17 protein-coding genes and 6 pseudogenes are annotated in these 17,231 nt (G+C 67.6%); 10 read left to right on the forward strand and 13 right to left on the reverse strand.

The window, feature by feature from the left end; translation table 11 throughout:
• Positions 1–121 precede the first annotated feature (121 nt).
• Complete coding sequence (locus tag ACZ7L0_RS29310; protein ID WP_471245516.1) at positions 122–1,000, forward strand: NmrA/HSCARG family protein; 879 nt, start codon at positions 122–124, stop codon at positions 998–1,000.
• Positions 1,001–1,111: 111 nt separating this feature from the next.
• On the forward strand, positions 1,112–2,011 hold the full coding sequence (locus tag ACZ7L0_RS29315) for an NADP-dependent oxidoreductase (protein ID WP_471245517.1): 900 nt from the start codon (positions 1,112–1,114) through the stop codon (positions 2,009–2,011).
• Here the strand turns inward: ACZ7L0_RS29315 and ACZ7L0_RS29320 are convergent.
• The gene (locus tag ACZ7L0_RS29320) at positions 1,975–2,370 is read right to left on the reverse strand and encodes a 1-acyl-sn-glycerol-3-phosphate acyltransferase (RefSeq protein WP_471245567.1); all 396 of its coding nucleotides are present in this window, start codon (positions 2,368–2,370) and stop codon (positions 1,975–1,977) included. The genes ACZ7L0_RS29315 and ACZ7L0_RS29320 overlap by 37 nt on opposite strands.
• Between ACZ7L0_RS29320 and ACZ7L0_RS29325 the strand changes: the two are divergent.
• Positions 2,305–3,025 (forward strand): annotated as a pseudogene (locus ACZ7L0_RS29325) (IS701 family transposase); the annotation flags it as partial. The gene ACZ7L0_RS29320 and the pseudogene ACZ7L0_RS29325 sit on opposite strands and share 66 nt — an antisense overlap.
• A 339-nt stretch (positions 3,026–3,364) precedes the next feature.
• Here the strand turns inward: ACZ7L0_RS29325 and ACZ7L0_RS29330 are convergent.
• Positions 3,365–4,122: pseudogene (locus tag ACZ7L0_RS29330) on the reverse strand (hypothetical protein).
• Between the two features lie 351 nt (positions 4,123–4,473).
• A complete protein-coding gene (locus ACZ7L0_RS29335; RefSeq protein ID WP_471245518.1) occupies positions 4,474–4,893 on the reverse strand; it encodes a hypothetical protein in 420 nt (139 codons plus the stop codon).
• Between the two features lie 158 nt (positions 4,894–5,051).
• Between ACZ7L0_RS29335 and ACZ7L0_RS29340 the strand changes: the two genes are divergently transcribed.
• On the forward strand, positions 5,052–6,026 hold the full coding sequence (locus ACZ7L0_RS29340; protein ID WP_471245519.1) for an alpha/beta hydrolase: 975 nt from the start codon (positions 5,052–5,054) through the stop codon (positions 6,024–6,026).
• 86 nt (positions 6,027–6,112) lie between these two features.
• Positions 6,113–6,550: a hypothetical protein gene (locus tag ACZ7L0_RS29345; RefSeq protein ID WP_471245520.1), complete on the forward strand. Its 438-nt coding sequence runs from the start codon at positions 6,113–6,115 to the stop codon at positions 6,548–6,550.
• Between the two features lie 91 nt (positions 6,551–6,641).
• Here ACZ7L0_RS29345 and ACZ7L0_RS29350 read toward each other — a convergent pair.
• The 7 genes and pseudogenes from ACZ7L0_RS29350 to ACZ7L0_RS29380 all read right to left on the reverse strand — a co-directional run.
• A pseudogene (locus ACZ7L0_RS29350) lies at positions 6,642–6,851 on the reverse strand (transposase); the annotation flags it as partial.
• Positions 6,827–7,178, reverse strand: a pseudogene (locus ACZ7L0_RS29355) (transposase); the annotation flags it as partial. The pseudogenes ACZ7L0_RS29350 and ACZ7L0_RS29355, both read right to left, overlap by 25 nt.
• A 91-nt stretch (positions 7,179–7,269) precedes the next feature.
• Positions 7,270–8,007, reverse strand: a complete 738-nt coding sequence (locus ACZ7L0_RS29360) for an NIPSNAP family protein (protein WP_471245521.1) — start codon at positions 8,005–8,007, stop codon at positions 7,270–7,272.
• 83 nt (positions 8,008–8,090) lie between these two features.
• A complete protein-coding gene (locus ACZ7L0_RS29365) occupies positions 8,091–8,519 on the reverse strand; it encodes an Rrf2 family transcriptional regulator (RefSeq protein ID WP_471245522.1) in 429 nt (142 codons plus the stop codon).
• A 96-nt stretch (positions 8,520–8,615) separates the two neighbouring features.
• Positions 8,616–8,816: pseudogene (locus ACZ7L0_RS29370) on the reverse strand (IS256 family transposase); the annotation flags it as partial.
• The gene (locus ACZ7L0_RS29375) at positions 8,810–8,953 is read right to left on the reverse strand and encodes a hypothetical protein (protein WP_471245523.1); all 144 of its coding nucleotides are present in this window, start codon (positions 8,951–8,953) and stop codon (positions 8,810–8,812) included. The pseudogene ACZ7L0_RS29370 and the gene ACZ7L0_RS29375, both read right to left, overlap by 7 nt.
• 237 nt (positions 8,954–9,190) lie before the next feature.
• The gene (locus ACZ7L0_RS29380) at positions 9,191–10,330 is read right to left on the reverse strand and encodes a PucR family transcriptional regulator (RefSeq protein WP_471245524.1); all 1,140 of its coding nucleotides are present in this window, start codon (positions 10,328–10,330) and stop codon (positions 9,191–9,193) included.
• Between the two features lie 86 nt (positions 10,331–10,416).
• Here ACZ7L0_RS29380 and ACZ7L0_RS29385 point away from each other — a divergent pair, with 86 nt between their 5' ends.
• The 3 genes and pseudogenes from ACZ7L0_RS29385 to ACZ7L0_RS29395 all read left to right on the forward strand — a co-directional run.
• Positions 10,417–11,472 (forward strand): ferredoxin reductase, encoded by a 1,056-nt coding sequence (locus tag ACZ7L0_RS29385; RefSeq protein ID WP_471245525.1) that lies wholly within the window; start codon positions 10,417–10,419, stop codon positions 11,470–11,472.
• A 7-nt stretch (positions 11,473–11,479) separates the two neighbouring features.
• Complete coding sequence (locus ACZ7L0_RS29390) at positions 11,480–12,598, forward strand: fatty acid desaturase family protein (protein WP_471245526.1); 1,119 nt, start codon at positions 11,480–11,482, stop codon at positions 12,596–12,598.
• 67 nt (positions 12,599–12,665) lie between these two features.
• A pseudogene (locus ACZ7L0_RS29395) lies at positions 12,666–12,812 on the forward strand (DUF6207 family protein); the annotation flags it as partial.
• A gap of 438 nt (positions 12,813–13,250) precedes the next feature.
• Here the strand turns inward: ACZ7L0_RS29395 and ACZ7L0_RS29400 are convergent.
• Complete coding sequence (locus tag ACZ7L0_RS29400) at positions 13,251–13,688, reverse strand: MmyB family transcriptional regulator (RefSeq protein ID WP_471245527.1); 438 nt, start codon at positions 13,686–13,688, stop codon at positions 13,251–13,253.
• 275 nt (positions 13,689–13,963) lie between these two features.
• On the opposite strand from ACZ7L0_RS29400, the gene ACZ7L0_RS29405 reads away from it, so the two are divergent.
• The gene (locus ACZ7L0_RS29405) at positions 13,964–14,170 is read left to right on the forward strand and encodes a hypothetical protein (RefSeq protein ID WP_471245528.1); all 207 of its coding nucleotides are present in this window, start codon (positions 13,964–13,966) and stop codon (positions 14,168–14,170) included.
• A 545-nt stretch (positions 14,171–14,715) separates the two neighbouring features.
• A complete protein-coding gene (locus ACZ7L0_RS29410) occupies positions 14,716–14,859 on the forward strand; it encodes a hypothetical protein (RefSeq protein ID WP_471245529.1) in 144 nt (47 codons plus the stop codon).
• A 300-nt stretch (positions 14,860–15,159) separates the two neighbouring features.
• Here ACZ7L0_RS29410 and ACZ7L0_RS29415 read toward each other — a convergent pair whose 3' ends face one another.
• Together ACZ7L0_RS29415 and ACZ7L0_RS29420 are read right to left on the reverse strand one after the other, a co-directional pair.
• The gene (locus ACZ7L0_RS29415) at positions 15,160–16,245 is read right to left on the reverse strand and encodes a hypothetical protein (RefSeq protein WP_471245530.1); all 1,086 of its coding nucleotides are present in this window, start codon (positions 16,243–16,245) and stop codon (positions 15,160–15,162) included.
• Positions 16,246–16,628: 383 nt separating this feature from the next.
• The gene (locus ACZ7L0_RS29420) at positions 16,629–17,219 is read right to left on the reverse strand and encodes a TetR/AcrR family transcriptional regulator (protein ID WP_471245531.1); all 591 of its coding nucleotides are present in this window, start codon (positions 17,217–17,219) and stop codon (positions 16,629–16,631) included.
• Positions 17,220–17,231: the final 12 nt, after the last annotated feature.

Raw genomic sequence — 17,231 nt, forward strand, 5'->3', positions numbered from 1 at the left:
CACTGGCGGGTTATCGGAAGAACCTGGCGTGATACCGGTGGTGCGCCTGGCGCCGCAGACCGCACCGTAGAGACATGTCACAAAAGATCAAGGTCGAGGCCGCTAGTGAAGGGTGGCAGCGATGAGCACACAGACGACCGGCACGATCGCAGTCTTCGGCGCGACGGGGCGACAGGGCGGGCTCGTGGTCGAAGCGCTGCTGGATCACAAGGCCCCGGTGCGGGCCCTGGTCCGCAACCCGCAGTCCGACCGGGCTCAGGCGCTGGCCGCCCGCGGCGTCGAGCTGGCGGCCATCCGGACCGACGACCCGGCGTCGTTGGCCGCCGCGCTGACGGCGGTCGAGGGGTTCTACTTCATGACCCCGGAGGCGAACAGCCTCGAAGAGGTCGAGACGGAGATCCGCATCGGCACCGCGCTCGTCGACGCGGCGGTCGCGGCACGCGTCCCGCACGTCGTGTTCAACTCGGTCATCGGCGCGGACCGGGAGTGGGGTGTGCCGCACCACGACTCGAAGCACTCGATCGAGGAGCACCTGAGGAAGTCCGGCCTCAGGGCCACGATGGTTCGCCCGGCCCCCTTCATGGAGGAGATGGCACCGAGCCTGGAGCACGGAGAGATCGTGCTGAGGCTGCCGCTGCCGGAGGACGTCGCCCTGAAGATGATCTCGCTCAGGGACGTCGGCCGGGTCGCCGCCGCGCTCCTGCTCGACGCCGCGGAGGCACCCGGCGGAGCCGTCGAGCTCGTCGGCGACGAGCTCACGGGCCCTCAGATCGCCGCGGCGTTCGGCGCGCGCGCCGGGCTCCCGGCACGTTACGAGGCCCTCCCGTTGAGCGTGCTTCCCAGCGACCTCGACAGGGCGATGTTCCGCCAGTTCGCGAAGGCGGCGGAACACCCGTCGGATCTTGCGGTTGTGCGGGCGATCGAGCCGGCCACCCTGGACCTGGCCGAGTGGATCCGATCCACCGGCTGGACCGCGCCCACCAACGTGGCTGGTTCCTGAGCCTCCGGCCGCGATGAACGCCCCGCGATCGTGCCCACGGTCTCGGCGCTCTGGGCACGGCAACGCATCCGCCAACATTCGAAGTCACAACTCGAGGAACGCAGAGAACCCATGCGAGCGATCACCTTCTCCGCCTACGGCGGGCCGGAAGTCCTGCAGCTGTCCGAGGTCCCGGTGCCGGAACCCGGCCCGGGGCAGGTGCGGCTGGCCGTCCGGGCCGCCGGGATCAACCCGCTCGACTGGAAGATCCGCAACGGCTCCAAGCGGCAGAACTTCCAGGTTTCCTTCCCACACACCCCCGGTTTCGAAGTGGCCGGCGTCGTCGACGCCGCAGGCGAGGGCGCGGAGTTCGCTGTCGGCGACGAGGTGTTCGGCTGGCCCGAGACCGGCGGCTACGCCGAGTACGCGCTGGCGAAGGCGCTCGCGCCCAAGCCCGCAGGCATTTCGTGGGCAGACGCGGCGGCGCTGCCGGTCGCCGGCGAGACCGCGCTTCGCGTCCTCGGACTGCTCGAGGTCCGCGAAGGCGAGACGCTGCTGGTCCACGGCGCCAGCGGCACGGTCGGGCGCTTCGCCGCGCAGGTGGCCGTCGCGCAGGGCGCTACCGTCATCGGCACCGTCGGCAGCCGGAACCTCGACGACCTGAAGTCGCTGGGGGTCGTGCCCGTCCTCTACGGCGACGGCTGGGAGGAGCGGGTTCGCGAGGCCACGCCGGGACCGGTGGACGCCGTGTTCGACGCCGCCGGGCACGGGGTGCTGCCCGGGTCGGTCAAGCTGCGGGGCACGAAGGACCGGATCGTCACCATCGCCGATGAGGCCGCTTACGAGCTGGGGATCCCGTACTCGGGTCCCGAGCAGTCGCGGGAGGTGCTGACCGCGATCGTCGGCTGGGTCACCGACCGCGGGGTCCGGATCGCCCAAGGCAAGAGCTACCCGCTCGAGGACGCGGCCGCCGCGCAGATCGAGAGCGAGGACGGTCACCCCGGCGGGAAGCTCACGCTCGCCATCAGCTGAACGGGAGCGCGGCTGAACGCGGGACGGCTCGTCTCGCGGCCGTCGGCCAGGCGGTACCTCAGCGCGATCGGGCGGACCGGGACGCCGCCGTCGATGGCCGCCTGGAACGTCGCCGTCGTGAAACGACCGGATGCCAGGCCGCACCACGTCGTGCCCTCCGGGATCATGCTCACCAGCGAGCCCGTCCGGAGCGCGTTCGCGAGCGACGCCATCGTGGCGCCGTTGGCGCGATGGGCTCCGGCAGGACTGCCGACGCGCCTGCGGGACCAGGTCGCCCGGTTCCGCCGCGCTCGGTGGCTCAGCCGCGGCTTGCGCCGGGTTCCGCGCGGTTGGAGCAGCGGGCTCGGACGCGCGACTATGTAAGCGGGCTGGTTGCGGGGTTGGAGCGGAAGAACGGGTAGACGCTGGCCGAGCAGGCCGGCGAGGTGTCGCCAGATGGGATGCAGCGGCTGCTGCGCTGGACGGACTGAGACACCGACGGTGTTCGCGACGATGTGCGGGACTACGTGATCGAGCATCTCGGTGAACCGGGTGGCGTGCTGATCATGGACGACACCGGCTTCCTGAAGAAGGGCTGGATGTCGGCCGGGTGCAGCTGCAGTACTCAGGGACCGTTCCTGGCCTATACGAGTACTCGTGGGCATGCGCTGATCGACCGGGAACCCGTATTTGCCCGAGCCCTGGATCACCGATCCCGCCCTGTGCCGGCGGGCGGGGATTCCGCAGGGGACCGAGTTCAAGACCAAGCCGCGGCAGCCCATGGCGACGCTGGCGCGGGCGTTCGCCGCGAACGTGCCGTTCAGCCGGGTCACCGCCGATGAGGCATATAGGCAGGTCAAGTACCTGCGGTTGTGGTTGGAAGCGCACGACGCCGCACACGTGCTGGTCACCTAGGTCAACGACACCCAGGTCACCCCCGGCGGTCACGAAGCCCGAGCGGACGAGTCGATCACAGGCCTGCCGGCTCGGTCGCGGCGGCGGTTGTCGGTCGGTGCCGGTGCGACGTACTCGTGGCGAGCCTGAACCTGACCGACGCCGCTCCCCGTGCCCGACTGATCGGGGTACGAGTGGCGAGAAAACCGCGGCTGGCTCGCGGTGGTCGAGGGCGAGCGGTGGCGCTCTGCGACGGCGACTAGTCGCTCACTGCTCGATCGTCGGATTGGTCAAGCATGCCTTTCCTTTCCATAGGTCGTTTGGTCGCCCCGTTCGCGGCAGGGATGGCCAGGGGTCGTTGGAACCAGATCGGCGCCCTCGCGCCGCAGCGCGCTGATCGACTCGGTGAACTGCCTCGGGCTCAGCCCAGCGAGACGGAGCCGTCCAGGGCGGTCCGATGCCGTCACAGCAGGGCAGATCTCAGGGAGTGGCGCTGTGTGCCTCTTGCGGTCGCATGAGGTCAAGGTCGTCGCCCCACGCGTCCAGCACCGCATCGTGTCCGGCTTCTCGGGCCGCCGCCTCGACCTGAGCGAAGACGTGTCGTTGCTGGGATACGTCACCCGTGGCCGAGATGTGATCCACGGCACGGAGCAGTACGTCGGTGTCCCAGCCCGGCAACGGGTGCCGGGCGAGTTCCCACTCCAGGTACTTGTTGTAAGGGCGGGGGCGTCGGTCGAGAGCGAAGAGCAGCTCAAGCAGAAACCGGATGCTGTCGGCGGCGTCGAGTCGAGCAGCGAGAGTCTGGCCGTCCCGGTGGTTCTTGACGGAGCGATAGAGCGAGTTGGCATAGGCATCCAGCCAGCCACTTGCGTCCTGTAATGCCTCATCGGCACCCAGACGGGCCTTGTCGGCGAGGATCCGGGCGATGCCTCCGTCGAGCCGGTCGAGCACGATCTGAGCACGGGCGAGGGCGTAGCGTTCCCAACCGGGCGTCCCGGTCCCGCGGAACTCGGTGAGAGTGACGATGACGAGGTCGAGATCAGCGCTACGGTGCCCGCGAACCGGGTGAGATCGGTGCGGGCGTCGTCGGCGACGACCACGTACAGGTCGTGGTCGGAGTACGGGGTCACCATGCCGTCGTGGGCCTGGGACCCTTTGAGGATGAGGCCGACGACGGTTGGATCAGCGGAAGCGAGTTCGACAAAGGCGTCGTAGGTGAGGGGTTGCTGAGCAGCCATGGTGTGGATCTCCGGTGGGGTTTCGACGGGTATGCCTGCTGGGGCGCCCCGTTATGAGGCACCCTGCACCGTCTGCGGCTGCACGTAGCTGCCGCCCGGGAAGATCAACGCACCTTTCGCCCCTATCGCCCGACCGGCCGTGATGCAGTGCATTCAGGCGATGCCGGGAAGTCGGCAATGCGCTCGGGCAGCCTTCGGCTTCGACGAACAACCTCACTGCGTACGCGGCTTTGACGTGCCCGGCTGACCAGGGCGCGGCGGCGGACCTGTTGACTCCGAGTCGCTGCTGGACAGAACGACGCGCATGTGAGTGCGGAGGAGTACCTGCTTGGAAGCCGCCGACAGCGTGAACTACTGGGGCGGCGGTCTGCGGCGTTGCGCTCCGATGCGGGCGACTCCAGAGGCAGCTTCAAGTTGCTGCTTCAAACGGTCGTTGTCCAGGATGATCTGCTGGATGCGGGCAGCGGCCAGCGTGAGGTGAACGGTCAGCTCCTTGTTCCGCCGTTTCAGCTTGGCGTTGCGGGCAACGAGCAGGTCGTAGTGGCTGGCTGGGGTGTCGGGTGCGGATGCGCTGGTGCGGGCACGGAGGCAGATCCGCTGGAAGGGGCCCTCTGGCGAATGGTGGTCGGAAGACTCACATCCAATAATCCGCCCGAGACCGCGACCGAGGCACCTGACCGATCTGGGCCGCAGCCAGCCCTCCACCTGCTTCGGCCTCAGCTCGGGCGGCAGCAGCGCAGCGGCGGTACGGGGCGGGGTGTACGACTGCACAGATGCGATCATGAATCGGAGGGGCAACGCTGTTGCTTGTGGCAATGCTGCGCTGCCTGCCCAGTGGCGGGGCGCATCGTGCATCGACGCTCCGCAGTCAGGCCGTGCAGGAGTCCTCAGCATCTCTCTCAGCAACCCCAGACCTCACGGAGCTCGTCATGACCGCTCCCTCTGGCTCCATCGTTCTGGAGCCCGCAGCACAGCAGTTCGCAGATGCCACCTCCCAGCCGCCGTTCTTGTACGACCTGGGGCCCGAGAAGGCCCGCAGGGCGCTGGACGACCTTCAAGCGGAACCGATCGAGAAGCTCGATGTCGACTCGGAGTGGATCACTGTTCCTGCTGATGTCGGCGATGTACGTGTCCGCATCGTCCGGCCGCGAGGCGCCGCGCCGCCCCTCCCCGTGATTCTGTACATGCATGGCGGTGGCTGGATTCTGGGCAACGCCGATACCCATGATCGACTGGTGCGCGAGCTCGCGGACGGGGCGCACGCTGCGGTCGTGTTCGTCGAGTACACCCGCTCGCCCGAGGCGCACTACCCGGTGGCGATCGAGCAGGGCTACGCCACCGCTCAGTGGATCGTCCGAGAAGGCGCAGCCCATGGCCTCGATCCGGACCGCATGGCGGTGGCGGGCGACTCGGTCGGCGGAAACATGACGGCTGCTCTCACTCTGATGGCCAAGGAGCGCGGCGACGTCCGTTTCGTGCATCAGTCCATGTACTACCCGGTTACCGACGCCGAAATGAACACCAAGTCCTACGCCGATCTCGCCACCGGCTACTTCCTCACCGCCAAGGCCATGGAATGGTTTTGGAACGCCTACATTCCCGATCGCGCGCAGCGCAGCGAGATCACCGCCTCTCCCCTGAAGGCCGACCTCGATCAGCTCGCCGGTCTGCCACCGGGCTTCCTCCTTGTCGACGAGGCAGACGTCCTACGCGACGAGGGCGAGGCATACGCGGCCAAGCTCCGCGCCGCGGGCGTCGACATCACCACGGTCCGTTACGACGGCATCACCCACGACTTCATGATGCTCAACCTTCTCAGCGACACCCGTGCCACCCGTGCGGCCGTTGCCCAGGCCGTCACAGTGCTGCGCGACGCGCTGAGAAGTGGTGTCGCTTCGCCTTGAACTATGACGTTCCGTGACTCGGTCGGTGCATCGTAGGCCGACGGTCGTTCTTCAGGGGGCAACTGCCCGGCTTTGGGAGGCTCGGCATGGCATCCGATTCCATCTGGCGATCCGCAGCGCGGCAGTTGCCGCTGAGGTTCCCCGTCGGCACGTTTTTCCTCAACTCCGGGTTGGCGAAACGCGGTGCGGACCAGGCCACCGCTGAGGGACTGCAGCAGTTCGCCGCCACCGCCTATCCCTTCTTGAGCAAGCTCGATGCCCAGCAGTTTGTCCGGTTGCTCTCGGCCGGGGAGATCGCCGTTGCCGCCGCGTTGCTTCTGCCGGTGGTCCCTGCTGCTGTTGCCGGAGCCGCGCTGACCGCGTTCTCTGTCGGCACGCTCGGGCTGTACTTGCGCGCGCCGGGCATGCGCAAGGAGGGCAGCCTGCGACCCACTGAGCAGGGAACCGCGCTGGCCAAGGACGTCTGGACGCTGGGCATCGGCATCTCCCTCATCGTCGAGGGCGTCAGCGATCGACGTCGGTAACGAGGCGGATACGGTGTCGGCTAGTGCTGTGACCGCATAGACACCTCACGACCTCAAGTCGTCAAGCCGCAGCGGCCAGGGCAGTTGGGAATGCGGCGTGCCAATAGTGAGCCATGGCTCCGGGCAAGGCCCGGAGGGCGGAGAAGGCCCAGAGGTAGCCGGCGTGGTTGAGGCGGTCGTTCTTGACCCAGCGGCGGGTGATGCTGGACTTCTTGCCGGAGGCCCTGGTGATGGGTGAGGCCCCGGCGTATGCCTTCAAACCGCGGGCGTCGGCGAAACGGCCGCGGTCGTCCCCGATCTCTTCAGGAGGCCGGTGTCATCCACGATGAGCACGGCTTTTGGATCCCCGAGGTGCTCGACGACGTAGTCACGCACATCATCGAGGATCTCGTCCGTGTCCCACTCGATGCGGTTCAGCAGCCGGTGGATACGGTCCGGACCCGCATGACCGGCCTCCTCGGCCAGCGTCCAGCCGTTCTTGCGCTCCAGCGGAGCCATCAGCCCCCGCATATAGGCCAGTGCCGACTCCCGCGGCTCCGTCCTGTTGAACCGGTGCACAAACCGCTCTTGCAGAGCGTCGAGTTCATCGGCCCAACAGCCGGACATCAGCAGCAAGGTCCCCACCCATAACCCCAGAGTAATTGTCAATAGTTGTGGATCGGTTTTACTCGTGTGGTGATGGTGACGAGATCGCCCTCTACCCGCTGGCTCCCCCGGAACTACCGCAGTATTGACCGCTCGGTGGGTGCCAGCTGTAGCCGTTGTGGGGTCCTAGCCCACCGTTCCGAAAGGGTCGGCAGCACCTCCTCTCGCCAGCGTTCTGAATGCTGCAAGCGATTCAGGTGATCGTCGATGTGGCCTTCGTCGGTGAAACGTGCGAACCATACGAAGACCTCCTCGTTCATCCGCACCGGCAGCGCCGGGAAGGTGTTCGGGGCGTGTTCCGACTGTAGGTACGCCAGTGGCTCGCCGCCGGTCTCGGCCAGTATGGGTCGCACGCGCCGCTCGAAGAACTCAACGAACGTAGTGTCGAACGGGCCGTGGCCGTACCAGATCGTGGCGAGGACGAGCGACGGTGGCAATGCCGCCGACTCGCCGAGGGCTGGCCGGGCGCCAACCGGCACTGGGAACCCGCCCCGTGTCGAGGCCGGCCGCAGCATCAGTACGTCATCGGAGTCGATCATCGTCGCGTTCGCCTTGTCGCGGTGTGCCTGCCAGACTGGCCCGCCGTAGAAGCTCTCCAGTGCCTCGGCGCGGCGTGGCATGTCTTCGAAGCCGCGGAGCCAGACGAACCGGTCGGGGTCGTTCAGGTCGCGGAATTGCCCCAGGACGGTCATGCCGACCTCCTCTTGGGGCTCGACGAACTCCCGGTCGAACAGATCGATCAGTACGTCTCGCTGTCCTGGGTACAGCGTGTACTGCCGCAATTCGACGACTGGACACCGCAGGGCTTTCACCAGCCTTACTCCCCGTTCAGTTGCTGGAACAATCTTTGTTACAACAAGCGATGTGACGGCTGTCCGACGATCGGATCCATCGGCTAGTTCACTAGCGTCTCGCGAAGTACATCGGCGATCGACGTGTCCGCCAGCTCCCGTCGCATGGCCTGCTCGACCCGACCGTAGACCTCGCTCAGGGCGGGCCGGATGCCTCGGCCGACCGGACACTCCAGGCTGGGCTCGGTGTGGTGTAGGCCGAACGGTGGCTCCGCATGGACAGCGTCATGCACCTCAAGCAGAGTGATCTCCTCCGGCTCACGGGCGAGACTCCAGCCTGCACCGGCGCCGTGGCGCACCTCCACCAGGCCGGCCCGCCGCAGGTCACCGAGGCTGCGCCGGATGATCACGGGATTGGTGTTGACGCTGGCCGCGACCTGGTCCGAAGTGAGAACCTCCTGGCCACGGCGCTGTGCCAACGCCAACCATGTCAGCGCATGCGTCGCGATGGTCAATCGACTATTCGCCGCCATCACTTCCTCCTAGCTGCAACAGCTTCTGTTACAGCCATACCTGCGGTCAAGCACTTTGGACGATTGATGTGACGCAGTACGACCGGCTGGGCTGGCTTATGTCGAAGCCTTTGCGTCGGCGCGCTCGACGAGGTGACCGTTCTTGAAGCGGGCGCCGTTGCGGACGAGGGCGACGAGGTGGGGCGCGGTGATCGCGCGCCAGCGGACCTGGGCGGACTCGACGCGCTTGAACACCATCGCCAGGGCCGCGGCCGGGCTGCCGGCCCCGCGGGTGACCCTGGTCCTCAGCTTCACGGTTGGTCACCCAGCTGCAGCCCGCCGCGCGCCCGCGGGTCAGCTCGTGCCAGGACAGCTCCCTCCACGACGACATGAAAGCCGTTTTCCAGGGCATAGCGGACCAGATCGCCGACCAGATGCTCGATGAGCGCGTCCACGAGCGGGCCGGTGCGCATCGTCCACCGGATCCAGTCGAGCCGTATCCGCCACCGCGCTTCTCAGAGACAGCGCCCCCGACGGGCTTCCCGAGGCCTTGTCTGATCTCACATCAACCCCCGGTCTCAGCTGGCTGATACCGCTCTTCCCCGGGCCGCATGAGCCAGTTGATGGCACCGAGAACGAGGCACGATTCCTGGACCGCTCGCGGACCCAGTCGTGGACGGTCGAAGTACGCGTCAGCTGCCCCGAAGACCGACCGCCAGCGTCAGTTCAAGAACCCGGTGTGGCGATGCGAGATCCGGAAACAGCTCCCGCAGCTGCGCCATCCGGTACCGGACCGTCTGGGGATGGACGAACAACGCCGCCGCCACCTCGTCCCGCCTGCCCTGGTGCAGCAGCCACGCCCGCAACGTCTCCTCCAGCCGCCGTGCGGTCGCGACAGGCAAGGTCCGCAACGGTGCGAGAGCTCGGGCACGCAGGTCTGCGAACGCGTCCACGTCGGCGCTCAGCACCAGCTCGGGCAGGTGGTCCTCGGTGTCGCGAATATCCGAGGAGAGCAAGCGCGCGCGTACGGCTCGTGCGTACGAGGCGGACGCACGAGTCCATGGCCGGGCCGGGCCGACCACGGCGGTGCGGTCGGTCAGCTGCCGCAAGAGATGTGATCGGTCGGCATCGGGGACGAGCAGCACACCGGTGGCGTCCGGCAGATCGTCGAGGACGAGGGTGCTCGGGTCGAGCGCGCGGTAGGCCGGCCGGGCCTGGGTGGCGGGCAACAGGACCGCGGTCAGCGAAACCGGAGGCTGCCACCCGGCCCGTTGAACAGAGGCCAGCAGCACGTCCGGGCTCGCGCCGGCGAGGAGGTCGCGGGCCAGGTGTTCCAGGTGGCGCTCGTGGGCCCTGCCCCGGGCGGCCAGTTCGTCGGCGTGGCCCGCGGCGCTCGCGGCGGAGAGCTCGTCGATGTAGGCGAAGGTCAGCTCGGCGAACTTGGCGACCTCGGCGGCGGGCAGACCTGCGGGTACGGCACCCGCTGCCAGGCATCGCCAGGCCACGCGGGCACCGACGCGGTAGGCGCTGAGCAGGGCGTCCATCGAACGGCCGTCGCGCACCTCGCCGCGGCCCAGCTCGTAGGCTGCGTCACCGGCGTCGCCGCCTGTGGCGTTCCCGCTCGCGAGGTCCAGGTAGTGCCCCAGGGCGGTGCGGACGGCTCGGCGGATGGTGGCGCCCATGTGGCCCGAGAGGGCGTTGGCGTAGGGGGGGACCTCGTCGATGATGGCCTGGACGACCTCGTCGGCGGTGGTCTTCAGCGCGGCCCGAAGTGCGGTGACTGTCGTCTCATTGAGGGCCAGTTCGCTGGCCCTCCGGATTGCATGGCTCACGTTTTGTTCCCTGCGAACAATTCAGCCGACCAGATTTACGTCCTGCGGTCAGGACTTTACGCCTTGAGGCGCAGCAAGCTGGAGTCATGACGAGTGCAGCCCTCCGCAGCAGGGCGTGGAAACTGCTGGAGATGGTCACGACGCCGCTGCTGCCGTCCGACTACCTCGACCTGGTCAGCCCGCTGCGCGCGGGCGCTGACCTGCGTGGGCGCATCGAGGCCGTGCACCCCGAGACGGGTGACGCCGCGACCATCGTGATCAGACCGGGACGGGGCTGGCGCGGCCACACGGCCGGTCAGTACGTGCGGATCGGGGTCGACGTCGACGGGGTGCGCCTGTGGCGTGCCTACTCCATCACCTCGCCGACAAACCGCCAGGACGGCCGCGTCACGATCACCGTGAAGGCGATCCCGGACGGCAAGGTCAGCAACCACCTGGTCCGCAGGGCGAAACCAGGCACGCTGATCCAGCTCGACCAGGCGACCGGTGACTTCGTGCAGCCGCAGGCCAAGCCCGCCAAGGTGCTCTACCTGACGGCCGGCAGCGGCATCACGCCCGTGATGGGCATGCTGCGCGACATCGAACTCAACGACGTCGTCATGGTCCACTGCGCGCCACAGCCGCAAGACGTGATCTTCCGCAACGAACTGCACGACCTGGTCGCGGACAAGAAGCTGCGGCTCACCGAGGTGCACACCGACACAGACGGCATGCTCGACATCGCCCGTCTCGACGAACTCGTGCCCGACTGGGCCGAGCGCGAGACCTGGGCTTGTGGACCCGCGGGCCTGCTCGACGCCGCCGAAGAGCACTGGACCGAGCACGGCGTACAAGAGCGCCTGCACACCGAACGCTTCCGCCCCAGCATCGTCGTCGCCGGCGACGGCGGCGAGGTCACGTTCAGCGCCACCGGCAAGACCGTCGACGCGGACGGCACCACGCCGTTGCTGGACATCGGCGAGGAGGCCGGCGTGCTCATGCCCTCCGGGTGCCGCATGGGCATCTGCTTCGGCTGCATCACGCCGCTCAAGGCGGGCGCCGTCCGCGACCTGCGCACCGGCGAGATCACCGAGGCCGAGCCGGGCGTCCTCATCCAGACCTGCGTGTCCGCCGCGGCGGGCCCCTGCGACATCGAACGGTAGGAGCACCTTGACCGCCATCGACCCCACCGCCCACCTGACCACGGAGCAGATCGAGGAGCTCGGCCGCGAGCTGGACGCGATCCGCGACGAGGTGATCGCCAGCCGCGGTGAGAAAGACGCCGCCTACATCCGTAAGGTCATCTCGGCGCAGCGCAAGCTCGAGCTGGTCAGCAGGGGCGTGCTGCTGTTCTCGATCTTCCCGCCCGCGTGGCTGCTCGGCACCGCCGGTCTGTCCGTGGCGAAGATCATGGACAACATGGAGATCGGCCACAACGTCCTGCACGGCCAGTGGGACTGGATGCGAGACCCGAAGATTCACTCCACCACCTGGGAGTGGGATCACGTCTCGCCGGCCGACCAGTGGAAGCACTCGCACAACGAGCTGCACCACACGTACACCAACGTGATCGGCAAGGACAACGACCTCGGCTACGGCATCATGCGCGTCGACGAGGACCAGAAGTGGCACCCGTTCCACCTCGGCCAGCCATTGTGGAACTTCATCAACGCCTGCTTCTTCGAGTACGGCATCGCAGCGTACGACCTGGAGCTCGGCAAGAACCTGCACAAGCGCCACCGCAACAACCCGGAGTTCCGCGCGCGGGCCAAGGCCGTGGGCCGCAAGATCCGCAGGCAGGTGCTCAAGGACTACGTGATCCACCCGCTGCTGTCGGGCCCGTCGTTCCTCCCCACGCTCGCCGCCACGTTCACCGCGAACCTGGTCCGCAACATCTGGTCCCACTCGGTGATCATGTGCGGGCACTTCCCCGAGGGCGTACAGGTCTTCGAGCGCCGGTCGATCAAGGGCGAAACCCGCGGCCAGTGGTACCTGCGCCAGATGATGGGCTCGGCGAACATCAGCGGCAGCAAGGCCATGCACTTCATGACCGGCAACCTGTCTCACCAGATCGAGCACCACCTGTTCCCGGACCTGCCGAGCAACCGGTACGCCGAGGTCGCGGTGAAGGTGCGCGCGCTGTTCGAGAAGTACGAGCTGGAGTACGTCACCGGGCCGCTGCCCCAGCAGGTGTTCTCCGCGTGGCGCAAGGTCTTGCGGCTCTCACTGCCGAACAAGAAGCCCAAGGTCAAAACGCCGGACCGCGAGCAGGAACTCGTCGCGGCCTGATTCCCGGTAATGGTTCAGATCTTTCGGCCGTACCGGCGCCACCACCGGGTTCGGTGAGACCCGCTGCGGACGGTGGGCAACCGCGACGACAGAACGTACGACACGGGATCCGGGGCAGCCCGCTGCCCGGCCGCGCTGTTACCTGGACGTGCGCCAGGAGCTCAGCAGACAGCCCCCCGGCAAGCGCGCCCGGCGAGGTGTTTTAGTGCGCTGACCTGCCATGGTCGGACCGGTGGTCGGGTTGCGTACGCGCACTCGGTCTACCGACGCGCGGGCTGGGTGGAAGGCATGGGGCTGTGACGTGGACACTGCCGGAACCGATGCCCGCCGCCCCTGTGTCCGACCCGGCTCTGCTGCCGGGGTGGGCGGGCGAGTCGAAGTTATGGCGGGGGTTGGCAGTTGTCCGTTTGTCCGCAGTGCCGCGAGCTGGAGTGCAACGTCACCCCAGCGGCCTCGCGTAGAGGGCTGTGCCGTTCCTGGTCTCGATGTATCGGTGGCGGATGCTGCCGCTACCCCGCGAAAGTTGCCGCAGCTCGACTCGCGTGGCTCGTCAGTCAGTCGGGCATCTCGCCCGAGTCGGCGGGCTGGGAGTCGTTTGTCGGCGCGGACCGCTCGATGTCATCGTTGGTCGCGGGCCAGCTGGCCAGCAGGTTCAGGGCGTCCTGCGAGGGTAAGTCGGGCTCAGCGGTGTAGGTGAGGAGGAACTGACTGGGGCCGTCGGGGAGCGGGTTTCGAAGGGCAGGTCGAGGTCGCCGACGACCGGGTGGTGGAGGAGCTTCACGCCGGTGGTGTGCATGCGGACGTTGTGGGCCGCCCAGCGGCGACGGAATTCCTCGCTGCGGGTGGACAGCTCCCCGATCAGGTCCGTCAGCCGTCGGTCGTAGAGATCGCGGCCGGCCTCGGCGCGCAGCATGGCGACCGTGTCGTTGGCGACTTCGTCCCAGTGGCGGAAGAACTCGGTCGCGTGCGGGCTGAGGAAGACGAACCGGGCGTTGTTCGGCGGCCGTACCGGGTCGGCGTAGACGGGGGCGAACAGGGCGCGCCCGAGGTGGTTGGTGGCCAGGATGTCCCCGCGTCCGCGAGCGACCACCGAGCCTCTCAGTTCTCCATGAGGCGCCAACGCCACCAGCCGCACGCACCCCACGGGGTTGCCAGCATGAGGTGAGGACTGAGGGGAACAGTCCGGCGGTCGAATTCGGAATCGAGCCCGGAGACGAGCCTGCCAAGGTCTTCCTGAGCACCGCGGGGAAGCCACAGCAGTACATCCTCCAGGCGGTCTCGCGCCACGAGAGGACCGACAATCACGCGATCTCCGGACAACGAGTGATGCCGGAACCCACCGACAAGTGCTCCCGCTTGAGACCTATGCAGCCAGCGGCGGCCTGGCTCGACAGCATGACGCTGGAGGACGCGATGGTGCCGTACTCGGACTGGTACGGCGACTGGAACGACTACTTCGGGAACTATGAGTGGCAACCGCTCGGCGGCGGCTACCGTGCGCTGGGCGACGTCCGGGCCGTGCTCGACCGACTCCGCGTGATGGCCGCGCCCGTGGCTTCCTCCGTCGACTGAGCAGGGGCTTTCACCTCATGCTGCAAATCAGAGCCATGACAGACGATTGGGAGCGGGGCGAGCGGGTAGCGGTGATCCTGCTGCCTCTCCTACAGGCGTGCACCGCCCTGCAGACTGGTGAGCCGACCCGGCTCACGCACCGCGGTGGCGGCCTGCGCCTGGTGCTCGACGTGCAGCCGAACGAGGGCGCCACCTCGGTGCGCGTCCGCGCAGACGTCCCGGTCCGGCCGGAGCGGACGGCCCGTCGGCGTCGGGCTCTCCCGCCAGGTAGGCGGTAACACAGAAGGAAGGGCCCGGCCTGCTGGCCGGGCCCTTCGCCGTCCCGATGCTGGGCTGCTGGTGCAGGATGGACGGCCAGTCGGTGGCGTCGGCCAGGCGGACATCCAAACATCATTCGGGTCTGCCCGGGCGATATGACGTCTGAGCTGGGGATCTCCCGTGCCAGGGTGCGAATTTTCGCGAGAGTTGCGGGGCTAATCCTCGCGTACCGCAAGGTGCGGTCCTGACGCGGACGGACCGCGTCCCACCCGGCCTTGGAGTTCAACGTGAACGGTCTCGACACCCGCACCGCCGTACTGCTGCTGGCGGGCGCGGGCGGCATGTACATCGCCTTTCTGCACCCTGCTGTCGGAGTCACGCTTCTCGTGGGCCTGGCTCTGGTCGGCCTGCTCCACACCCTGCTGCGGTGATCCTGCAACCAGCGCGTGAGACAGGTCGAGTGCGGCAGAATGGGGAACCAACGAGGCTCCTTTGCCGACGGGTTGAGACTTCGAACACCTCCCCCAACGACACAGGAGCCTCGTGCGTTGCGGGTCCCGCCGCCGTTGTGCCAAGGCTCGGGAGTTGTCACCGGCACAGCCGGATGACGTGTCATGGGGACTGGTCGAAGCAGTCCGGCTGACATCAGTGAGGCAAACGGCTTGTCACGCACCCTGACACGGCGGCACTTCTGCCACCGACTGTGGAGGGTGTGTGACAGCCCCGATGGCTCATTGGATCAGGTCGGTGTGCGGATGCTCGGGAGAGGTCGGACAAACGTAGATCTGCATGTTGTCGGTGCTGCCGACTTCGACCTTGGTCGGCTGCGAGGGGTCCTGGCCACAGCAATGACCGACCGTGTTGGCGGCGTTGGCGGCCTCCTGGTCTTCGTAAGGTGCCCAGCTGTGTCCCTCGCCGCCGTCCCATTCGAAGGAGGCGATGGTCAGCAGCGGGACCATCTGTGCATCACAGACAGTGCAGTATCGGGGGTTGGGGTCGGTGCGGCCCCATGGAGGCCAGCCGCCGACCTTCCATCCGGGCGCGTCTGCCAGATGGATGTCATAGAAGTCCCTCGGATAGTCCGCGTAGGAGCTGTCCACGTCGACGCCGGCTGCCTGCCACCTGCTCCAGTCCTCCACCATCAGCCGCATCTGCGGGCTCAGATCGAGGCTGTCGGGGTACTCGGTGATTGCTTCCGGCGCCAGCGCGCACGGCTCCGGCACATAGCCCTCATAGTTCACCTCGTACGGCTCGGGCGGTGTGGCGAGGATGTCGACGACCGCGGCGGCGGACCGCCAGAACAGCGCGGTCGACGGCTTGTAATCCGGATCGTGGTCGTAGGGACACCAGAGAACCTGGAGCAGATCGGCCTGTCCGGGCGGCCGCAGCAGGGGTATGTCGCGTAGATACAGCTGGGCCACGGGCAGCATGGGGACCGGGCAGTCCGCGGGCAACGGAGGGCCGGCGTCGAGTCGCTCCGCGAGCATCGCGGCGTTCCGCTCCTTGATCGTCTCCTCCTCGGGCGTTATCCCAGGACCACCGTGATCACCGTGCCACCGGGCCCGCATGCGCCTCACGAGTCGCACTTCGGCCGGCGACTGGCGGAACCCACTGTCACGGTGCAGGTGCGAGGCTTCGCAGTGCGGCCACGGCTCCTGAGCCGGCCACAACAACGGCCCCCCGACCGAGCTCTCCCCGACCGAAGGCGACCCGGGACGAGGATGCAGCCGAATCGCAGGACGCGCCAACGGCGCCAGCTCGGGAAAGACCGCGGTCACGTCCACGGGCCGCGGCGGAGTAGTACGCACGAAAGCCATGCAGGTGATCCTGCCACCAGACACTGACAACCCCTGGCCGCCTCAACCAACTTCGGTGGCATCGGTGTTCAGCTGGTCAAGTCCAACGCATGCAGCCTCGGCCACGGGGACAGCAAGCCTACCTATGTGACACCTAGCGTGCATCGGCTCAGCCGTCACTCGATCAGTGGCCGCTCTGAAAAAGCTCATTGATGACGACCTGCTGGCACATCTGGCCAAGCCCGATGCCGACGGCTACCGGCCACTGCGGCTACCCACCCAGGGCTGACCTCTGGCTGCGCGGCTTACGGTGGCCGGATCGTTCGGTCGTGCTGGGCGCGGTTAGACGGTTCCGGCCCTGGTCCCCACGCCGACGAGCGTGGTGGAGCTGGATGCGGCCGGTTTCAGGTGGGGCGGCGGACGGCCTGTACGGCGGCGTCGTAGAGGTCGAACAGGTCGACCTGTCCGCCCAGGCGTACCCATTCCTCGTTGGCTGCCTGCAGGCAGATGATCGCTGCGGCTGCGATCGAGCGGGCTTGCAGGGTGCGGCGGTCGGAGTCGGGCAGTCGCGGCTCGATCTGCGGTGCGAACAGATCTTGCCAGCGGGCTTGTTTCTCGGCGTGTCCGGCGCGTAGGGAATCGTTGCCGAACAGCAGCGTGATGAACTCCAGGCGCCCTTCGGCTGTCATGTCGATCTCCTCGAGCACCTGGAACGCCGCGCGCAGCGCCGTCCAGACATCCTCGTCGGCCGGGCGCTCGGCGAGGCGCGCGGCGATCAGTTCGCCCTGTTCGTCCAGGCCGCTGAGCGCGAGGTCTTCCTTGTTGCGGAAGTAATTGAACAGGGTCCGCCGTGAGACGCCCACGGCGGCGGCGACCTCATCGAGGGTCGTGTTGTCGTAGCCCTTGGCGGCGAACAGCTCGATAGCCGTCCGGGCCAGCAGTGATCGGACCACGGAGCGGGTCTGTTCCCGAATAGGTGTTGGTTTCTGAGCCATGCACCGATGGTA

This window comes from Streptomyces sp. NPDC039424, from assembly GCF_055639495.1.